A 19,952-nucleotide genomic window follows, 5' to 3' on the forward strand; every position below is an offset into this window, starting at 1 on the left:
CTACTGAAAGCCGGCACCAGCTGGCCACGAGGATGTTCATGTTTGATGTCGTCACTTCGGGCAAATGGCCCACTGGCTACCTGATCAATCCCAATGCAGAACCTCTTGATCCCGGGTGGCTAAAGCACTTCAGCAACATCCCTGCAGCCGCCGTCAGTGATTGCTTGGGACGCAATGTTGGCGGCCTTGGCCTTCGCCCTTTTCACGGCAACACACCAATGTTGGGGAGTGCCTTGACGGTAAGAGTACGTCCTGGTGACAACCTGATGATCCTGAAAGCGATACAAATGGCGCGACCCGGCGATGTACTCGTGATTGATGGCAGTGCGGATCTCACCCGTGCAGTCTTTGGTGGAGTCATGCGGGCAATGGCGCTGAAGGCGGGCATCGTTGGCGTAGTCATCAATGGGGCACTGCGTGACGTCGATGAATGGCAGACGGGGGCACTGCCGGCCTACGCTATTGCTGGGGTCCATCGTGGTCCGAGTACCGATGGTGGCGGCGAGATTAATGTTCCGATCTCTTGCGCTGGCATGTTGGTGACACCTGGTGACTTGATGATTGGCGACGAAGATGGCGTAGTTGCTGCCGCCCGATCCGAACTGCCTGAACTGCTCATACGTTGCCTGGACTTGCTAGCTCGCGAAAAAGCTACGCTCGCGGCGATTGAGGCTGGAACACTCGATCCGGATCGGTTTGATGCCATTTTGCGCGCAAAAGGCTGTCCGATTTAGTTTGACCAGCGTATTCGGTACAACCCAGGTCGTCGCATGAGGGTTATCACTGGCGCTGGCTGCGCCGACCACCGTTGTGGCTCTCTTGATTTATGCACTCCATGACCACGTTGATTGGAATATTGGCATTCCGATAACGCCAGACGGGGGGAATTAAGGTTGCTCATGCCTTGCCGGAGAAGAAGGCTCCCTACTTCTTTCTGTCTATTTCTGTTGCGTACGGCACTGCTCATGCGCAAGGCATGCCCCCAATTGACCGTCCATAAAAACTTCATCCGATTATTCACAAGTCGTGCGCAACGCCTTCACCTTATCGCTATTGATGCAAGATCTGCGGCGAAAATATGCTGTGCATATGGTGTACCCGTTATCTCGCTTAATACATAGAAAGAGCCGACCCAATGAACAGTCCCAGAACGCTCTACCAGAAGCACATCGACAGCCACACTGTTTGTGCTCTCGACGATCAAGGCCATGTGCTTTTGTACATTGACCGCCAGGTCGCTAATGAATACACAAGCCCACAAGCCTTCAGTGGTATGCGAGCATCAGGCCGCCAGGTCTGGCGCCCGAGCGCTACTCTCGCGGTGGTCGACCACGTTAACCCAACGGCTCCAGTTCGTGTTGCCACCATGCCGGACACAGGAGGCGCACAGCAGGTCTCTTACTTCGAAGAGAACTGCCGGGACTTCGGAATTGAGCTGTTCGATGTTCTCGATAAACGTCAAGGCATTGAGCACGTCGTCGCGCCCGAGCAAGGCTTCATACTGCCGGGCATGGTAGTCGCGGCCGGTGACAGTCATACCACGACCTATGGTGCATTGGGCGCATTTGGTTTCGGTATCGGCACCTCTGAAATAGAACACTTGCTGGCATCGCAGACGCTGGTCTACAAGCGTTTGAAGACCATGCGTGTAACGGTGAACGGTTTACTCGGAACCGGCGTCACATCCAAAGACATCATCATGGCCCTGATCGAAAAGATTGGCGCTTCGGGCGCCACAGGCTACGCCATTGAGTTCGCGGGACCGGCGATTAATGACCTCAGCGTTGAAGCCCGAATGACCATCTGCAACATGGCCGTGGAGGCTGGGGCCAGAGGTGCCTTCATGGCACCGGATGATAAGGTCTTTGCCTATCTGCAATTTAAACCCCGCGCGCCTCAAAACGAAATGTGGGACCAGGCAGTCGCAACATGGAAAGGGCTGTATAGCGACGAGGGTGCTCTGTTTGATCGCGAAGTTATCCTCGACGTTGGTGCCCTGGAACCCATGGTCACCTGGGGTACCAGCCCTGATCAGGCCGCGCCGGTTGGCAGTCGTGTGCCAGACCCCGCCACTCAACCAGACCTCATATTGCGTCAGGGCATGCAACGGGCCCTTGACTATATGGGCCTGGCACCCGGAATGCCGCTCAGCGATGTGATGATTAGCCATGCGTTCATCGGTTCCTGCACCAATGCCAGGATTGAAGACTTGCGTGATGTCGCACGGGTGGTGCGCGGGAAACGAGTTGCTGCCCATGTACGAGCAATGATCGTCCCGGGATCGACCTTGGTGCGTCACCAAGCCGAAGACGAAGGGCTCGCGCAGATTTTCCTGGATGCGGGTTTTGAGTGGCGGCAATCGGGCTGCTCGATGTGCCTGGCCATGAATGATGACGTGCTCGCACCAGGTGACCGGTGTGCATCAAGCACCAACCGCAACTTTGAAGGCCGTCAGGGCGCCGGTGCGCGCACTCATCTGATGAGCCCGGCGATGGTCGCGGCGGCGGCGATTACGGGGCATTTGACTGACGTTCGATCTTTCGCTTTGGAGGCTTGAAACATGCAACCTTTTACCTTGGTAACCGGCAGTGCAGCGCCGTTGTTGGCGTCCAACATCGACACCGACGTCATCATGCCCAAGCAGTTCCTCAAGGGTATTGATCGCAAGGGGCTGGACCGAGGCCTGTTCTTCGATCTGCGGTTCCTCAAGTCCGGCACGCCCAACCCCGAATTCATCCTCAATCAGCCCGCCTGGAACGATGCCGCGTTTCTAGTGGTCGGGCCTAACTTTGGTTGTGGATCAAGCCGCGAGCATGCCGTCTGGGGCTTGAAGCAAGTCGGTATCAGAGCACTCATTGGCACCAGCTTTGCCGGGATTTTTTATGACAACTGCCAGCGAAATGGCCTGCTGGCCATTCAGGTGTCCGAAGCGCAACTGAAACAAATTGCAGGTGTGATCAGCAACGCAGAAACCGCGAAGATCAACGTGAACCTGCCAGAGCAAAGAATCGAGTTGGCTGATGGTGCAGTTGTTCACTTCGAGATTGATCAGTTGCGCAAGCAATCGCTGCTGTTGGGTCTAGATGCCATTGGCACCACGCTTCAGCGTGTTAAGGAAATTCGGAGCTTTGAAGCCCGGCATCTGTCGGAAAATCCATGGTTGTGACGCAAGCAGTGTTGGCGGCGGATTTCCGATTGATCCCCGCCAGCGCCTTACTCTACTGAAAGATGGCGGAAATACTCTTCGAGAAACTCGACACAAACCCTTAATTTCGCCGACTCGCTAAGCCTGGTGGGGTACACAGCCCATACGTTCGCACTTTGAGTGTATTCGTGAAGTACTTGCACCAGCCTCTCTTGTTCCAACATCTGTTTGACGTCCCACATCGACCGCAACAAGATCCCACCACCGCTCAGTGCCCACTCCAGAACAATCTCTCCGTTATTAGAGGACAAAGGGCCGCTGACGCGCACCGACTCTTCTTGCCCGTCCTTTGTCAGGTTCCAAACGCCGAACGCGTTATTGCGCTCTTTCAGTACCAAGCAATCATGGGCTTTCAGGTCATCTAGCGAGTGAGGCATGCCTCGCCGCTCCAGGTACTCCGTAGTCGCACACAGAACTCGTCGATTGCTCACAAGTTTTCGACCTAGGTGCTGACCCGGCAGGTCATCTCCCACGCGTATCTCCAGGTCGAACCCCTCACCGACGATATCGACGACACGGTCAAACACGTCCAGGCGGATATCGAGTTTAGGGTAGGTTTGCGAGAGTTTGCAGATCGCGGGGGCTACGTGGTTACGTCCAAAACCGAAGCTGCTGCAGATATGCAGCGACCCCGTAGGCTGATGCCGCGCCTCGGATATTTCGCCAACAAAATCGTTGAGGTCACCCAGCAATTTTTCTGCCCATTGCCGGGCTCGTTCGCCGTCGTCGGTCAACGCGATGCGTCTTGTCGTGCGATGCAGCAGCTTTGTTGCAAGAGTCGACTCAAGTACGGAGATGCGCTTGCTTATATAGGCTGGTGAATACCCCAACTCTTCAGCGGCATTCGCGAAGCCATTTTTTCGGATAACAGTAAGAAAGACCTTCAAATCTTCAGGCAAAGGAAACTGCTCACGATTCGTGTTCATACGCCTAATGCATCCACTATTTTTCTCATTTTCCGGGAAGAATACCATCGATCCAGGGGTAATCAGCGTCTGTGTAACCGTGCGTATCTGAATCCTCGATCACCACAACATGAGGAAAGTGCGCCATGAATAAGTCTTATGAGCCATCCTTAAAATAGACACCACAATGGCCTTCCGGTTGTTCCCTGAACACCCCAGGTGCCAAGGGCTGCTCCTGACCGAAAGCGGAAATGACCTGTGCACACGAACAGGCCATGATCATCCAGTCTCCACAATCGATAACGCCTAGAAAACCAGGTACTGACGCAGGGATTTACCGACAAAGAGCTGGAGGTTGTTTCCCGCTGGCTAACGGTCTGCGTACTTTTCTGGCTGACAACAAGTTGATCCACATGACGGCGAACTTTACCAATTCTGATGCGATATCGAATGTCAAGGGCGGAATAGACACTACAAATGCCCATCAGTCGCCGAACAAAAAAATCAAATAAAAAAAGTATCCCGTCACCCCCGGAAATCCTGTGGTTAGGGGGGAAACCAAGTCGCCACCATGGCCAACAGCTCCGGCCATCGGGTTGACCCAAAAAAACAACCACCATATAGTGTGTCCACGTAGACACAAGAACACTACATGATGTGTTTTAACCTGTGAGAGCCTTGCCGGGCTTTCCATCAACGCCCACAAACCGGGTATTGCAAAAACGAATTTATCGAATGCTTCAGCTCGATTTTCTCAAGCTGGAATTGGCATTTTATTGCCCAGAAAAAACCAATAAGGAGCATCTTCTAATGTTGAACCGGAACGAGTCCAACGAAGTAACCATCGCCTCTGTCGCTACTCATTCCTCGAAGAGAAATGAAAACATGGCAGCTAAAAACACCCTTGATCTGGTCGGGATATCAGCTGCCGAAGAAGCTCGCGCCGTCACTGAATCAGACTCTGCGGCTATCGCTCGCGCCAAGGCAGCCTTGAACACCCTCGACGTCGCTGAAGGGCTTGCAGAACTTGAAGGTGCCAGTGCGCGTTTAGCGGTTGACGAAAAGCGCATGATTAACTGTCGCGCCGATCTTAATCAGCTAGTTCCCTTCAAATACGATTGGGCCTGGCAGAAATATCTGGATGGCTGCGCTAACCACTGGATGCCGCAAGAAGTCAATATGACGGCTGACATTACGCTCTGGAAAAGTGCCGAAGGCCTGACCGAAGATGAACGCCGTATCGTGTTACGTAACCTCGGTTTTTTTGCGACTGCTGACTCTCTGGTTGCCAACAATCTGGTACTGGCTGTGTACCGCCTGATTACCAACCCGGAATGCCGTCAGTACATATTGCGCCAAGCCTTTGAAGAAGCGATCCATACCCACGCCTATCAATACTGTATTGAATCGCTGGGCATGGATGAGGGAGAGATCTTCAACATGTACCACGAGATTCCGTCTGTCGCGAAGAAGGCTGCCTGGGGGCTCAAATATACGCGTTCAATCTCCGATCCAACATTTGAGACCGGTACCGTCGACACGGATAAAGAGCTGTTACGAAATCTGATCGCCTACTACTGCGTGCTTGAGGGTATTTTCTTCTATTGTGGCTTTACCCAAATCCTTTCGATGGGACGGCGTAACAAATTAACTGGCGTAGCCGAACAATTTCAATACATCCTGCGCGATGAATCGATGCACCTGAACTTTGGCATCGATGTGATCAATCAGATCAAAATCGAAAACCCGCACCTATGGGACTCCGAGATGAAAGAGGAGGCAACCCAGATGATTTTGCAGGGGACCCAGCTAGAAATTGAATACGCTCGCGACACGATGCCACGCGGTGTGCTGGGCATGAACGCTGCGATGATGGAGGACTACCTTAAGTTCATTGCCAACCGTCGACTCTCGCAAATAGGGTTGAAGGATGAATATCCTAGTACGGCCAATCCGTTTCCCTGGATGAGTGAAATCATGGACTTAAAGAAAGAGAAGAACTTTTTTGAGACCCGGGTGACTGAATACCAGACAGGTGGAGCACTTAGCTGGGATTAAGAAAACACGGCACGCGTTCAGCGTAAAGGTCGGAGTATGCATTCGGGCCTTTACGAACCTTACGAATACAGCCATTAAACCCTGGCCTCTCACATCACAGAATTCAACATGTCAAAACATACAGTAACGACACCGTGCATTGGCCTTTGCTCAACGGTATTCGGCGATTTAATATGTCGCGGCTGCAAACGCTTCCACCATGAAATCATCCAGTGGAATGGTTACACTGATCACGAAAAAGTCGCCATATTATTGAGACTTGAGACATTACTCACCCAAGTCATGACAGACAAAATCATCATTTTGGATGCAGCCCTTTTACGTGAGCAACTAGACGCGAGAAAAATACGTTACTACCCCCATCAATCAGCCTACTGCTGGGCATACCAGCTCATTGCCAAAGGAGCCGAGAATATAATCAATATCAATGCTTATGGCGTCGACGTGCGACTGGGGACGAGGGACGTTTCGCTGGTTGAATTGCGAAAGCAAATAGACAGGGAATTTTTTATACTGTCCGAGACACATTACCACCATCATGCTGCCTCATTTTTCTTGAATGATACCCATGATCATGCCCAAGGGCTTGGAGAAAAACCTGACAGGCTCACCGCTGCGGAGTGACGTACCTGCGCTTCTAGGTCACAACCGCTGCGCCAGTGATTGATCTTCAGCGCCGCGACACCTCATCGCCAGACTTTTCTACCAAAGACATTGGAGATCAATCAGTCACCGAGAATATTTCTTTATATTACAAAGCAGGATGGTAATAATTTAGTTAGGCTGATCTTGTGTTGAGCGTATATATCAGGATGTACAGTGTGAGTTCCCTGACGACAAACCCGAGATTTACCATCGTCATCGCTATATTTTGTTCACTTTCACTGGTGCTTGCGGCCAAAATAACTTACCTCATGGTCTTTTCTCATGAATTTTTGAGCAGCGAGGGTCGTAAACGCTCAACGCGGCTGATTGAAACAGCTCCGGTTCGCGGCACTATATTTGACAGATTTAATCAGCCATTGGCAGTTTCCACACCCGTCAGCACCTTATGGGTAAACCCTGGACAGTTCGCCCCAACGAATCAGCAATCCGCCCTTTTAATTGACTATCTTGATATTGATGCCTCGCGAATCAAAAAGCTCACATTGAATGATCGCGGTAAAGCGTTCGCCTATTTGGCCAGAAGGGTCAACCCCGAGCTCGCAAAAAAAACAATGAGGCTTTCTATTCCGGGCCTTTATGAGCGCCAGGCATACAAAAGATTTTACCCTCAGTCCTCGAGGCTGGCTCAGACATTAGGCTTCACCAACATTGACCAGAAAGGTATTGAAGGTGTCGAATTAATGTACAACCATCAACTCTCTGGCACGTCTGGCCTGGAAGAGCGCACCTTAAACTTACACAAGCGGCTTACCCGCGAAACCCTTGTGCACAAACCCGTCACCCCCGGCGGCGATTTACATTTAACCATTGACTCCACCCTTCAATATTACGTTGAAAAAGCATTGTTTAAAGGGCTCAAGAACAATGCCGCCAAATCGGCAAGTGCCATTCTTATAAACGCCAGAACAGGAGAGATACTAGCCCTGTCGACAATGCCCTCATTCAACCCAAATGCACGCAGAGGGTTCAATGCTGAACTCATTAGAAATCGTGTATTTACGGATGTGTATGAGCCCGGCTCGGTGATAAAACCCTTCAGCATGGCCGCCGTTCTGACCGCCAATGTCATTGATAAAGATGCAATCATTCAGATAGCCCCTGGCTTCCTAAAAATCAATGGATATACCATTCGGGATGTCGGTAGAGACCACCAGTTAGACCTGGCAGGAATTATCCGCCGCTCTTCAAATGTCGGCATGAGCAAGGTCGCCATTCCAACGGGCGGCGCAGTAATTTCGCGATTACTTACTGACCTTGGATTCGGAAATAATACGGCGATTTACTTCCCGGGGGAAAGTATCGGGACTGTTCCAGTCAAGAGAGTATGGTCGGATATCGCTACAGCGAGCCTCTCGTACGGATACAGTTTGTCGGTCAATCTGGCTCAGCTGGCGCAAGCCTATACCGTCTTTGCCAACGATGGAGATCTGATCTCCCTGTCACTCATCAAAGGTAAATCGCAGCCGCCACGCAATGTTATAAGTCCGGAGGTCGCCAACACTGTTCTGGACATGATGATACAGGCTGTGGATGGACCTGGAGCAGGTGGAAAGCGCGCAGCAATCAAAGGTTATGTGATAGCGGGCAAAAGCGGGACCTCACGCAAGGCGTCCAGTGGCGGATACAAAAGCAACAAATATAGAGCCATGTTCGTGGGTATCGCCCCGGCCAATGCACCTGAATTCATTATGGCTGTGGTCGTGGATGAACCGACTGCACATGGCTACTTCGGGGGGGCTATTGCAGCACCGATTTTCAAGGAAGTCCTTGAAGACGTTCTTCGGATCAGAAACATCCCAGGCCATGAAAGTGAAGTTTTTCCGGCAGTCCACGTTTCACTTGAGCCAGAGCCCTCTGACTCCGCATAGAGGTGTGGTTATGTGTCTAAAACCAGCAACTCGCCCTCAATTCCTTATTGCCCAGACGCTGATCCGTAAGCTGCTTTTGGCCGCAAGCGGCTCACTCACGCGGTGGGCTTGGCATTTTTTCGAGTAGAACGGCACCGTCTCCGAGCAGGCTCAAACGATCACCGGGATTGCGAAGAGGACAGTCTTCCATGGAATGGTGGCAAACGTCGCCGGCCTCACCGATCCCGGCGGAGCCGCGGGCATTGCCAATGCTGCGGCGTGGCTATTTGGTGTGTTTGCATTCGCCCCGATCCTGGCCGTTTTTTACCGCACTGCGCGTCACCCGGTAGCGGCTGACACACAGGTCCCCCTTCCCGCCCGAGCCGCTCGGGCCGGGACATTTCTACAGGCTCACGTTAACCGGATTATCCCAAGCCAGCATGACATTTTGATGGCAAAGCATGCACATCAAATTATCCGTTGCCCACGATCATATTTTGCTCAAGAACTGCTCTGGCCCGCCGATCCTGTTTAAGCCAAGTGGTCCGACCCCGACCCTATTGGCCAAGGTCGCGGACAGGGAAGCCCGGACATTTTTCACGCCTTGACGAGGCGTGCCTCACCCCTGCCATGAGTACCTTCTGATGTTTCTGCAAAAATCCCTGAGAGCGCAAATTCTTGCCCTGTTGAGCGGGAGTCTGCTGGCAATGCTGTTGATCGCCCTGGCGTGTTTTCACTTTCTGTCGAACGGCATACAGCAGTACGCAACGCTGATCGAGGGTCCGCTGCGCACGTCTCAATTGATCGATGAAGCCAACCTGCAATTCAAGGTGCAGGTTCAGGAATGGAAAAACGTGCTGCTGCGCGGCAAACAACCCGCCGATCTGGACAAGTACTGGAGGCAGTTTGAAGCACGGCAGAACGATGTGCAGGGCATCCTGGGTGAACTGATCGGAATAGCGGATATCGAGCCCCCCCTCAAGGCCCGCATCGAACGCTTGCGTGACGAGCACCGCTTGCTGGGTATGGCCTACCTGAAGGGGCGTGAGGCCTATGTGGCCGCAGGCGCCGATGCAACGGCCGGTGACACCGCCGTCAAGGGCGTGGACCGTGCCGCCAGCGAGCAGATGAGCGAACTGGTCCATGCGTTGCGCCAGCAAGGTGTCGAACAATCGAAACGGATCAGCGCCAGCGCCGATCGCACGGTGTTGCTGGGGATCATCGTGATGCTTGCTTCTGGTCTGCTGATCGGTGTGTTGAGCCTGTGGCTGGTCAACCGCCATCTGGTCACACCGATTCGCGCGTTGATTGAATACGTGGCGCAACTTAGCCAAGGCCGCTTCGCCGAACGCGTGGTCAGCGGCCGCCAGGATGAACTGGGTACATTGGCCGCCGCCGCCAACACCCTTCGCGACTTTCTCGCCGAGACCTTCAGCCGTTTACAGGTCAGCGCCAAGGATCTGGACAGCGCCAGCAGTGAGCTGAAAGCCATCGCCAGCCTGATGGCCGGTGGCACCAACGAGCAGTTCAGCCGCACGGATCAGGTGGCCACGGCGATGACCGAAATGTCGGCCACCGCGCAAGAAGTGGCGCGTCACGCCGCCGATGCTGCGCATGCTGCCGACGACGCCGACCAGTCCGCCCGGCAAGGCGAAAAAGTCATGCAAGGCACCATTGATCTCATCACCCGGATGCGCAGTGAAATCGCCAGCACTGCCACTGTCATTCATCGCCTGGAAACCGACAGCGGCCGCATCGGCAAAGTCCTGGAAGTGATTCGCGGGATTGCCGAACAGACCAACCTGCTAGCCCTCAACGCCGCCATCGAAGCCGCCCGCGCCGGGGAAGCCGGGCGCGGATTCGCCGTGGTGGCCGATGAGGTACGCAGCCTGGCCCAGCGCACGGCCGAGTCGATTATCGAGATCAACCAGATCATTCACATCGTGCAAACCGGCGCGGTGGAGGCGGCCCAAGCCATTGAAAGCGGTCAGTCACGTAGCGAGGAAAGCGTCGAGCAAGTGACCCTGGCCGGCGTCATGCTGGAACGGATCACCCAGGCCGTGGAAGCGATCCGCGACATGAACCGCCAGATCGCTACCGCGGCGGAAGAACAGACATCAGTGGCCGAGGACATTTCGCGCAACCTGACCGAAATCACCAGCATTGCCAGTACCAACCTGGACAACGTGCAGCGTACCGAAGCGGCCAGTCATCACCTGCATGAGCTGTCAGGGCAGTTGAATCAGGTGACGGACCGTTTGAGCGCGTGACACGGGGCTGGTCGCCATTGATTCAGGCGTCGAAGTGACAGGCGCAGGTGTGACCTGCGTCTATCCCCTCTGCGGGTCGGTCTCCGATTGAACAGACATCGATGCCGTCATTCTGGCGTGGCAAACCTCGAGGATTTCATCAGCCAGCGGCGCGTCATCCGGACAGGCCCGCGACAGAATAATCGCGCCTACCGCCTGCGCGAACATCTCGATCATCTTCGCTCTCGCGTCTGCGGGTGCTGCATCGGGCGACGACGGGTCTTTTTCAGCCAGCGTCTGCAGGGTGCACTCTATCCCCTCGGCAAACGCCGCTTTCAGCTCGTCCGGCTGGCGCGCAGCGTCGCCACACAACGCAGCCATGGTGCAGCCAGTGCCACGCCCGTCGCGGTGAGCCCTCGACACATAGATATCGATAAAACCCTGAATATCGAGCGCTTCGGCACTGGCCAGCGACCGGTCAAGGCTATTGCTGGAGGCTTCGGCCATCAAATCAGCCTTCGAGCCGAAATGTTTGTAGAAACCTCCGTGGGTGAATCCGGCAGCCGCCATAAGGTCGGCCACGCCTACGCCGTCAAAACCACGCTCGCGAAACAGCTCTGAAGCCGTCTCGACGATGTGCTCGCGGTTTGCCTGCGCCTGGGCCTTGCTCACTCTCACGTTCAACACCTCGCATTCGCTCGTAAATCGTGTGCCAATCATACATAGATGTTGAACGTAATCAAATTACGTTGACAGTTTAGATTTAGATCATCATCTTAATGGCACGCCTGGTTTCAATTCGTTGACGGGCGCGGCGAAGCACGCAAAGCGTTTTCGCGGATCACTCCCCTGTCCCATGAAAAAGAGATAACACCATGACTTCTCGCCCCACCGTTCTCATCACTGGCGCTTCCACCGGCATCGGCGCTGTTTACGCCGAGCGTTTCGCCCAACGCGGGCATGATCTGGTGTTGGTCGCCCGCGACCACGTACGCCTGCAAACGCTCGCCACCCGGTTGCGGGATGCCTTTGACGTCAGCATTGAAGTGCTGCAAGCGGACCTGACCCAACTCAGCGATCTGGCAATCGTCGAAGCGCGCCTGCGCGATGACGCCAGCATCGGGATCCTGATCAATAACGCCGGCGCCGCGCAGGCCGGCCATTTCATTGAGCAGAGCACCGACAGCGTTGCGCATCTGGTAGCCCTCAATACCACCGCGCTGGTGCGCCTCGCCAGTGCTGTCGCTCCACGTCTGGCGAAAGCAGGCAGCGGCGCTATCATCAATATTGGCTCGGTGGTGGGTCTGGCTCCGGAGTTCGGCATGTCGGTCTATGGGGCGACCAAGGCGTTTGTACTGTTCCTTTCACAAGGTCTCAGCCTGGAGCTTTCGCCCCAAGGTGTTTATGTACAAGCCGTGCTGCCCGCCGCCACCCGCACTGAGATCTGGGATCGTGCCGGCATCGATATCAACACCTTGAACGACGTCATGGAGGTGGGTGATTTGGTGGATGCCGCGCTGGTCGGCTTCGACCGTCGCGAGGCGGTGACCATTCCGCCTCTGCAGGAAGGCGAGCGCTGGGATGCCCTGCAAACAGCACGGCAAGGGCTGTTGTCGCAGATCAGACAGTCCGCTGTTGCGCAACGCTATCTGACTCAAGCCTGAACTTTCAGAGCAGGCCGGCTTCCCCGCACTCGGACCGATCAAAATGACCCTCTTGGATACACACAATCACTTTGGCTCGCAGACGCCATTCAGCAAGGCCGCGAACCAGTCGATCACGGTTGACGGCGTCTCGTTCGCCTATCGTGACGTGGGCCCCAAGACCGGGGTCCCGCTGGTGGTGTTCAATCATTGGGGCGCGGTGCTGGACAACTTCGACCCTGGGATCATCGATGGGCTGGCAAAAAAACGCCGTGTCATCACCACCGACTACCGCGGTATCGGCGGTTCGGAAGGATCCGCGCCATTGACCGTCGGCGAAATGGCTGACGATGCAATCAGCCTGATTCGTGCCCTGGGTGTCGACAAGGCTGACCTGCTCGGTTTCTCACTTGGCGGATTCGTCGCTCAAGACATCGCCCTCAAGGCGCCCGAACGGGTGCGCCGACTGATCCTCACGGGAACCGGCCCAGCCGGGGGCACAGGCATTGACCGGGTAGGCCCGGTGTCCTGGCCATTGATGATCAAAGGCTTGCTGACGCTGCGGGATCCCAAGTTCTACCTGTTCTTTACTTCGACGGCCAACGGGCGCCAAGCCGCGTCCGCGTTTTTGAAACGCTTGAAAGAACGCCAGCAGGACCGGGACAAAGGCCCAACACCCCGTGCATTGTTGCGTCAGTTGAAAGCCATCAGGGCGTGGGGCAAACAGGCCCCGCAAGACCTTGCGCGCTTGCGGGCTCCGACACTGATCGTCAACGGAGACAGCGACATCATGGTGCCCACCGTGAATTCTGTTGCACTGTCGAACCGCATTCCCGACGCACAGCTGATCATTTACCCGGATGCCGGGCATGGCGGAATTTTCCAGCACCATGCCGATTTCGTGGCGAAGGCGTTGGCGTTCCTTGAAGCCTGACCGCATCGAGTCTTATCGCTGCACTGTGGCAAGGGCAACCGCCACATCCTCATTTGAATCAACGAGAGCATCATTCCCATGAAAGCATTTTTTATCGAGGGCTATGGCAAGCAGAACGGGGGTATCGGCGAAGTGCCCGACCCGGTACCCGGTGCCCACGATGTTTTGGTTCAAGTCCATGCCGCGAGCGTGAACCCGCTGGATTCGAAGATCAGGACGGGCGAATTCAAACTGATCCTGCCTTATTCTTTTCCCTTGATCCTCGGCAATGACCTGGCCGGGACCGTGGTTCGCACCGGCTCGTCGGTAACGCTATTCAAGCCGGGGGACGAGGTCTATGCGCGCCCTCCTGATAACCGGATCGGGACCTTTGCGCAGCTGATCGCCGTGAACGAGGACGCGCTCGCGCTGAAACCCTCCCGCCTCGACATGGCCGAAGCCGCGTCCATCCCCTTGGCCGCGCTGACGGCCTGGCAGGCACTCGTGGAAACTGCAGGATTGAAAAAAGGCCAGAAGGTGCTGATTCACGCCGGTTCCGGCGGTGTCGGAACCCTTGCTATCCAGCTTGCAAAACACCTTGGCGCCTTTGTTGCCACAACCACCAGCACGCCGAATGTCGAGTGGGTAAAAGCGCTCGGGGCGGATCTGGTCATCGATTACAAAAAGCAAAACTTTGAAACCCAATTGCAGGGTTATGACGTGGTCTTGAACAGCCTCGGTACCGATGTGCTGGTCAAATCACTCAAGGTGCTCAAGCCTGGCGGCCAGCTCATTTCCATTTCAGGGCCGCCGACCGCCCTGTTCGCCCAGCAGCAACGTTTGTCCTGGGGGTTGCGGCAAGTGATGCGTTTGCTGAGCTGGGGAGTCCGCAGAAAGGCTCGCAAGCACGGGGTCAGCTACACCTTTTTGTTCATGCGCGCGAACGGCGCTCAACTGAAGGAAATCACCACGCTCATCGAGGCAGGCGCCATCAAACCGGTCATCGACCGCTCCTTTGCCTTCGAATCAACGGCAGAGGCGTTGCGGTATGTCGAACAAGGCAGATCCCACGGAAAAGTCATCGTAACCCTCAAATGATCACCCGAATCAGGTGACGAACCGTTTGCGCGCCTGACATCGGGCTCAGGCCAGCAGCTCGGAGATCCACCGCGCTTGCCGGGAGAGGTCCTGAACCTTGTCCTCGGGCACGGCCTGCTGCGCCCGGGCGAAGTTGTTCAGGGTCTGCTGCTTCAGGCGCAGCAGACGCTGCCACTTGAGCAGAAAGGCCGGGCTGCGGGCCTGCATCAACAGCGGGCCGAAGTAGAGTTCCCTGGCGCTGTACAGCACCGGCCCGGCGCGCTCGGCGACGATGATTTCATAGTCGAAGCGGTTTTCGCGCAGCACTTCTTCATGGAGGATGCAGTAGCCATTGTCCATCAACCATTGGCGCAAGGGCTGCTCGCCCCCATTGGGCTGCAGGATCAACCGTTCCTGCCCGCTCAGGCGCGCCTTGCCGCTGTCGAGGATGTCACGGATGGTCTCGCCGCCCATGCCGCAGAGGCTGATCGCGGTGATGGCGTCTTGCGGTTCGATCGCCGCCAGGCCACTGGCCAGGCGCACGCTGATCTGCTGCTCCAGGCCCGTCTCACGCACGGTGCGCTCGGCCGAACGGAACGGCGTCAGCGCCACCTCGCCCGCCACCGCTCTCGCAATCGCACCACGGCGGATCAAGGCCACCGGCAGGTAGCCGTGGTCAGAGCCGATATCGGCCAGATGTGCACCGACTGGCATCTGCGCCGCCACCCGCTCCAGACGCCGGGACAAAGTGTGTTCGTTCAACTGCAGTTCCTTTTCACGCAATCGGCCATTATAACGACACAACGCGTTTTAAAACCCCGCGCCCCCACGCAAAGGGCTGAAGAACGCCCTTATTTCCCTGGCCAGGATCTGAGGTTGCTCCAATGCAGCAAAATGACCTCCATGGGCGACCTGTTCCCAGTGACGCACGTCAAATACACGTTCGACCCAACTGCGCGGAGGCATGGGCAATTCTTTGGGGAACAGGGACACACCCAGTGGCGGGCCGACTCGCTCCCCCGGTTTGAAGGTCAGTGGATTTTGCCGATTCTCCTTGTAGAGCCGCAGGCTTGCGTGCACGCTCCCGCTAAACCAGTACAGGGCAATGTCGGTGAGAAGCGTGTCGAACGACACGACCTGTTCCAGGTCATCGGGATGATCAACCCACGCATGAAACTTTTCGACTATCCATGCTGCAAGCCCGAGTGGCGAGTCTGCCAAGGCGAACGCCAGTGTCTGAGGTTTTGTGCTGTGCAATGCCGCATAGGCCCCTTCTGACGCGGCAAAGTGTGTGCTCCGGGCCAGGAAATCCTCTTCTTGCTCGCTCAAGGCCTTTTGGTCGGCGCCCAGCGGTGGCCGATAACTCCCTGGAATGTAATTGAGATGAGCGCCGATAATCTGTGGTTGGTGATCACGGGCGAGCCACATTGAAACGCCAGCGCCGATATCCCCTCCTTGGGCGCCAAAACGGTCATACCCCAGCTGCCCCATGAGTGCTTTCCATAGGGCCGCAATCTGTCTTGAGCTCATTCCGGCCTGTGTCGGTGCAGGCGAGCAGCCGTAGCCTGGAAGAGACGGCACTACCACATCAAACGCATCAGCGGCATCGCCACCGTGTGCTGCAGGGTCCGTCAGCAGAGGGAGCATCTGTTCCATTTCCAGAAATGAGCCCGGCCAGCCGTGAGTAATAACCAGAGGCATGGGCTTGGGGCCCTTCCCGCGCTGATGCAAGAAGTGAATGGCCTGGCCATCGACCTGCGCCATGAACTGCGGCAACCGGTTGATCCGCTGCTCATGCGCTCGCCAATCAAAGTGATTGCACCAATGCTCATGGAGACGCTGAAGAAAAGCCGGGTTGCTGCCCTCTTCCCAGCTGTCTGGTTTCAAAGCGTCGGGGAAACGCGAATGGCGTAGCCGCTGCTGAAGGTCGTTCAACTGAGCATCGCTCACGGCCAAGGTATAAGGACGAACGGGCATGATAGTTTCCTGTGAGGATAAACACGCTGGATGATGGAACGGTTTCGCGACCAGGCAATCCCCCCACTCATGGTCGAATCAGCCCTTCACGCCTTAAAGAACGAAAATACGTTCACGCCACATCCCGAACTCACGGGTATACACCATTCGAATCATTTTCTCAGGCACACGCGTCCGTGCGCCTTCGGTTCAACCCGTCGCGTTAGTAACCAACGCCGCGCACACCGCCTGACGCACGGATCGATTCGCCTGTGACCCAGTGCGACGCTTCGGACGCCAAAAACACTGCCAGCGGTGCGATGTCTTCAGGCTCTCCAAAGCGCCCCAACGGAGTGCCCGCGAGAAGTTTTTCGCCCAACTCGCCGGCAAAATTTCCGTCAGTAGCCGGCGTGTTTGTATGCCCGGGCAGGATCGAGTTGACTCTGATTCCACGCGGCCCCAGCTCTCTGGCCAGGGCGAAGGTCAAGGTATCGACGGCGCCCTTGGTCGCCGCATACACGCTCGAAGCCAGGTAGGGATCGGTGCTGAGAATCGAGCTGATATTGATGATGCTGCCTGTCGGTCCTAGCAGTTTGACGGCCTCACGCACCGCAAGCAGGTAGCCCAGCACATTCAGGTTGAATTGCGTATGGAAGGCCTCTTCTGTCAGGTCATCGATCATCTGGAACACTGCCACGCCGGCATTGTTGACCAGAATATCCAGGCTGCCGTACTTCGTCCGGACCGTGTCAAACAGGCGCACAACATCGGCTGCCTGGCTCATGTCTGCCTGTATGGCGAAAGCTGAGCCGCCGTGCTCTGTGATATGCGCCACCACAGCATCCGCGTCAGGCTGGCTGGAGGCATAGTTGATGATGACCGTTGCGCCCTGCGCACCCAATGCTTTGGCGATTCCGGCGCCTATGCCTTTCGACGCACCAGTGACAACCGCTATTTTTCCTTCGAGTTTCATAACCTGACCTTTTTGACGTTGACTGAACCGAGGCGTTGTTGCTGCCGGATCGTGAATGACGGGCCTGCAACAAACTACGTGCCATCAGTATTCCGGTAGCGGGCCCACCAACGTTTGCCGGTTATTCGCACATCCTTGCCTATTCTTCTCAGCTGGCTTGCTATGCCCGAGGATATGGCTCACGGTGAGAGGCATGAACAAACCGATGGCAGAACTGCGCAGCATCGTGATGCGCGCACAAGACACGTGGACCGAAACCGGATTGCCCCGTGTGGCAATGGTTCGGGCCGAGGCCTGTGCGGATCAGGTTTATCAGCCGATGCTGCATCTGGTGCTTCAGGGCACCAAGACGCTGTCGATAGGGGAAGAGATTGTCAGGTATCCGGCAGGCAGCTATTTTCTGGTGCCTGTCGATGTGCCCGCCACGGGCCAGATTCAGCCCGAGACAGCGGATCAACCCTATCTGGCGGTCAGCCTGACCCTGGACCCGAATGTAATCGCTACGCTGCTGATGGACGAGGGCAAGACGCCAAGAGCGCCACAAAATGCGTGTTTCGAGGGTGTGCTGGCACCCGCGGAAATGATCGATGCCTGGTTACGCATGATGCGCCTCATGGATCGCCCGCATGAGGCTGTGGTACTGGCACCGATGATCGAGCGCGAGGTTTTGTTCCGTGCCTTGCAGGGGCCACAGGGAGGAATTCTGCGTGACGTAGCGCGACCGGATGGCCGGATGACACAGATCCGCCGAGTCACCCAGTGGATTCGCGAGCATTACACCGAACCTTTTCGCGTCGAGCCGCTCGCGCTCATGTCCGGCATGAGCGTGGCGGCCTTTTACCGGCACTTCAAATCGGTAACGGCCATGACGCCGATCCAATATCAGAAACGCCTGCGTTTGCTGAGGGCTCGCTGGTTGCTGCTGTTCGATACGCTGGACGCGACGTCCATTGCCTACACCGTAGGCTATGAAAGCGCGTCGCAATTCAATCGGGAGTACGCGCGGTTATTTGGCCTGCCGCCTGCGCGGGATGCGGCAAGATTCAGGTCGCCCGCCTCGTGAGTGACCGCCTCCATTCTTACAGGTCACTGATTACCGTACCCGCAATGCTCTCGGCAAATCCACCACCGAAGACCCGTACCGGGGTTGTAAATCCAGGCCGGCGCTCGCCTTCCAATACGCGACGGGCTGCTTCGACGGCCGCCAGCGGCGTATAGGAGTAACCATTCACGGTTTCGATCACAGACCGGGCGATTGCCCCTCCGGCGCCAGTGACCTCAACCACCGCGCGCGCCCGATGGGCCTCCCTCTCTTCTGCCGTTGGACCATCAGGCAGTCGGGACAGATCACCTTCTGGAAACGCATCGCCCGCGATATGCACGAACATCGCAATATCAGGAATGCCAGTCGAGTGCCAGCCGGTTACCAGATCACCGAAAGACAGCGGTACGCAGAGAACCGGACCGTCACCAAAATCAAAGTGACGTGGCGTGGCATCGGGCGTTGAGACGAGTTCGCCATCGACCCTCGCGAGCACACCTGCACTGATGATTTCGCTGACGCTCATGGCCGACCCACGGGACATCGCCCCGGGGACTTGAAGCGCGATGCTCAGCGCCAGAGGCCGCTCTACGCGCTGGGCGACATGCACTGCCAGCGAGTCGGTAGGGACAACATCCCAGCCGACACCAGGCAGCAGCATCACGTCATTGGAGGCCGCTTCAGCACCCAGCCTCTCGGCAAGCCGGTAAACATTGATTTCGGCGGTAATGTCCAGATAGTCGACCCCGGCCTTGATGCAAGCGCGCATCAAAGGTTCGGCCGTGTGCGCAAACGGTCCCGCGAAATTGAGCAATACCGAGATGTCTGTTAAAGCGTTCTCGACATCCGCGCCGGTATCGAACACGCGAAAAGGCACGTCCAGATGCGCAGCGAGTGCCGCAAGACGCGAGTGATTGCGCCCGGCGATTTCGAATGTCAGGCCGAGCGCTTTCGCGCGTTCTGCAGCCATACGACCGGTATAGCCTGTCGCCCCGTAAATCAGAAGGATGCTCATTGGGTGTGCTGCCATTTTTTGTAGACGAATTCGAGGCTGTAGCCATCCGGGTCCAGCACATTGGCAGCGTAGTAGTCGGGGTCGTAGTGCAAACGCGCCCCAGGCCGGCCATTGTCGACCGCCCCCTGCTGTATGGCAGCGGCATAAGCGGCATCAACTTCAGCCTTGCTGTTTGCGACAAAACCAACATGTACCGCACGTCCTTCGACAACGCCCTCACGCAGCCAGAAAAACATCCGCCCATTGGCTCCGAAGCCTTTCAGGTCAGGATGACCCGGCGGGCCGTCCTTGCCGTCGTAGTCCAGGCGCGCGGTGATACCCAGCGGGGTCAGGGTCGCTTCATAGAAACGGATGGAGCGTGCGATGTCGCTCACGGATAAAAAGATGTGGTCCAGCATGGCAA

The 19,952-nt window shown here is 56.2% G+C and carries 18 protein-coding genes and 1 pseudogene; 12 read left to right on the forward strand and 7 right to left on the reverse strand.

From position 1 onward, the window contains the following. Positions 1 to 32 precede the first annotated feature (32 nt). The 4 genes and pseudogenes from DQN55_RS13525 to leuD all read left to right on the forward strand — a co-directional run bounded on the left by DQN55_RS13525 (position 33) and on the right by leuD (position 3,166). Positions 33 to 734, forward strand: coding sequence for an RraA family protein (locus DQN55_RS13525; protein ID WP_231995587.1), 702 nt, complete (start codon positions 33 to 35; stop codon positions 732 to 734). Position 735: 1 nt separating this feature from the next. After that, positions 736 to 968, forward strand: a pseudogene (locus tag DQN55_RS22595) (sulfite exporter TauE/SafE family protein); the annotation flags it as partial. A gap of 167 nt (positions 969 to 1,135) precedes the next feature. Next, positions 1,136 to 2,557, forward strand: a complete 1,422-nt coding sequence (gene leuC, locus DQN55_RS13530; protein WP_048381947.1) for a 3-isopropylmalate dehydratase large subunit — start codon at positions 1,136 to 1,138, stop codon at positions 2,555 to 2,557. A 3-nt stretch (positions 2,558 to 2,560) separates the two neighbouring features. After that, entirely contained in the window at positions 2,561 to 3,166 is a 606-nt protein-coding gene (leuD, locus tag DQN55_RS13535; RefSeq protein WP_048381946.1) for a 3-isopropylmalate dehydratase small subunit, read from the forward strand. Positions 3,167 to 3,213: 47 nt separating this feature from the next. Here leuD and DQN55_RS13540 read toward each other — a convergent pair whose 3' ends face one another. Further along, on the reverse strand, positions 3,214 to 4,131 hold the full coding sequence (locus DQN55_RS13540; RefSeq protein ID WP_048381945.1) for a LysR substrate-binding domain-containing protein: 918 nt from the start codon (positions 4,129 to 4,131) through the stop codon (positions 3,214 to 3,216). A gap of 864 nt (positions 4,132 to 4,995) precedes the next feature. Between DQN55_RS13540 and DQN55_RS13545 the strand changes: the two genes are divergently transcribed. The 4 genes from DQN55_RS13545 to DQN55_RS13570 all read left to right on the forward strand — a co-directional run bounded on the left by DQN55_RS13545 (position 4,996) and on the right by DQN55_RS13570 (position 10,951). Continuing rightward, positions 4,996 to 6,168, forward strand: coding sequence for a ribonucleotide-diphosphate reductase subunit beta (locus DQN55_RS13545; protein WP_231995693.1), 1,173 nt, complete (start codon positions 4,996 to 4,998; stop codon positions 6,166 to 6,168). A gap of 108 nt (positions 6,169 to 6,276) precedes the next feature. Continuing rightward, on the forward strand, positions 6,277 to 6,792 hold the full coding sequence (locus DQN55_RS13550; protein ID WP_048381944.1) for a DUF1289 domain-containing protein: 516 nt from the start codon (positions 6,277 to 6,279) through the stop codon (positions 6,790 to 6,792). 197 nt (positions 6,793 to 6,989) lie between these two features. Continuing rightward, positions 6,990 to 8,702: a peptidoglycan D,D-transpeptidase FtsI family protein gene (locus DQN55_RS13555; protein ID WP_053070919.1), complete on the forward strand. Its 1,713-nt coding sequence runs from the start codon at positions 6,990 to 6,992 to the stop codon at positions 8,700 to 8,702. 623 nt (positions 8,703 to 9,325) lie between these two features. Beyond that, positions 9,326 to 10,951, forward strand: a complete 1,626-nt coding sequence (locus DQN55_RS13570) for a methyl-accepting chemotaxis protein (RefSeq protein WP_048381939.1) — start codon at positions 9,326 to 9,328, stop codon at positions 10,949 to 10,951. A 60-nt stretch (positions 10,952 to 11,011) separates the two neighbouring features. On the opposite strand, the gene DQN55_RS13575 is transcribed toward DQN55_RS13570, so the two are convergent. Next, entirely contained in the window at positions 11,012 to 11,608 is a 597-nt protein-coding gene (locus tag DQN55_RS13575; protein ID WP_048382232.1) for a TetR/AcrR family transcriptional regulator, read from the reverse strand. A 197-nt stretch (positions 11,609 to 11,805) separates the two neighbouring features. Here DQN55_RS13575 and DQN55_RS13580 point away from each other — a divergent pair, with 197 nt between their 5' ends. From DQN55_RS13580 to DQN55_RS13590, 3 genes are all read left to right on the forward strand, one after another. Further along, a complete protein-coding gene (locus tag DQN55_RS13580) occupies positions 11,806 to 12,594 on the forward strand; it encodes an SDR family NAD(P)-dependent oxidoreductase (RefSeq protein ID WP_048381937.1) in 789 nt (262 codons plus the stop codon). Positions 12,595 to 12,637: 43 nt separating this feature from the next. Then, positions 12,638 to 13,507, forward strand: a complete 870-nt coding sequence (locus DQN55_RS13585; protein WP_048381935.1) for an alpha/beta fold hydrolase — start codon at positions 12,638 to 12,640, stop codon at positions 13,505 to 13,507. Between the two features lie 78 nt (positions 13,508 to 13,585). Further along, entirely contained in the window at positions 13,586 to 14,584 is a 999-nt protein-coding gene (locus DQN55_RS13590; RefSeq protein ID WP_048381933.1) for an NADP-dependent oxidoreductase, read from the forward strand. Between the two features lie 45 nt (positions 14,585 to 14,629). Here DQN55_RS13590 and DQN55_RS13595 read toward each other — a convergent pair whose 3' ends face one another. The 3 genes from DQN55_RS13595 to DQN55_RS13605 form a co-directional block, all read right to left on the reverse strand. Continuing rightward, positions 14,630 to 15,325, reverse strand: a complete 696-nt coding sequence (locus DQN55_RS13595; protein ID WP_048381932.1) for a tRNA (adenine(22)-N(1))-methyltransferase — start codon at positions 15,323 to 15,325, stop codon at positions 14,630 to 14,632. 48 nt (positions 15,326 to 15,373) lie between these two features. Continuing rightward, on the reverse strand, positions 15,374 to 16,540 hold the full coding sequence (locus DQN55_RS13600; RefSeq protein ID WP_048381931.1) for an epoxide hydrolase family protein: 1,167 nt from the start codon (positions 16,538 to 16,540) through the stop codon (positions 15,374 to 15,376). Positions 16,541 to 16,742: 202 nt separating this feature from the next. Beyond that, a complete protein-coding gene (locus tag DQN55_RS13605; RefSeq protein ID WP_048381929.1) occupies positions 16,743 to 17,492 on the reverse strand; it encodes a glucose 1-dehydrogenase in 750 nt (249 codons plus the stop codon). Between the two features lie 193 nt (positions 17,493 to 17,685). Here DQN55_RS13605 and DQN55_RS13610 point away from each other — a divergent pair, with 193 nt between their 5' ends. Then, positions 17,686 to 18,555: an AraC family transcriptional regulator gene (locus tag DQN55_RS13610; RefSeq protein ID WP_048381928.1), complete on the forward strand. Its 870-nt coding sequence runs from the start codon at positions 17,686 to 17,688 to the stop codon at positions 18,553 to 18,555. Between the two features lie 16 nt (positions 18,556 to 18,571). On the opposite strand, the gene DQN55_RS13615 is transcribed toward DQN55_RS13610, so the two are convergent. Then, positions 18,572 to 19,549, reverse strand: coding sequence for a saccharopine dehydrogenase family protein (locus tag DQN55_RS13615; protein WP_048381927.1), 978 nt, complete (start codon positions 19,547 to 19,549; stop codon positions 18,572 to 18,574). Further along, positions 19,546 to 19,947: a VOC family protein gene (locus DQN55_RS13620; protein ID WP_048381926.1), complete on the reverse strand. Its 402-nt coding sequence runs from the start codon at positions 19,945 to 19,947 to the stop codon at positions 19,546 to 19,548. Before DQN55_RS13620 ends, DQN55_RS13615 begins: the two co-directional genes overlap by 4 nt. Positions 19,948 to 19,952 lie beyond the last annotated feature (5 nt).

Origin of the sequence: Pseudomonas taetrolens (assembly GCF_900475285.1) — a bacterium.
Taxonomy (GTDB): domain Bacteria; phylum Pseudomonadota; class Gammaproteobacteria; order Pseudomonadales; family Pseudomonadaceae; genus Aquipseudomonas; species Aquipseudomonas taetrolens.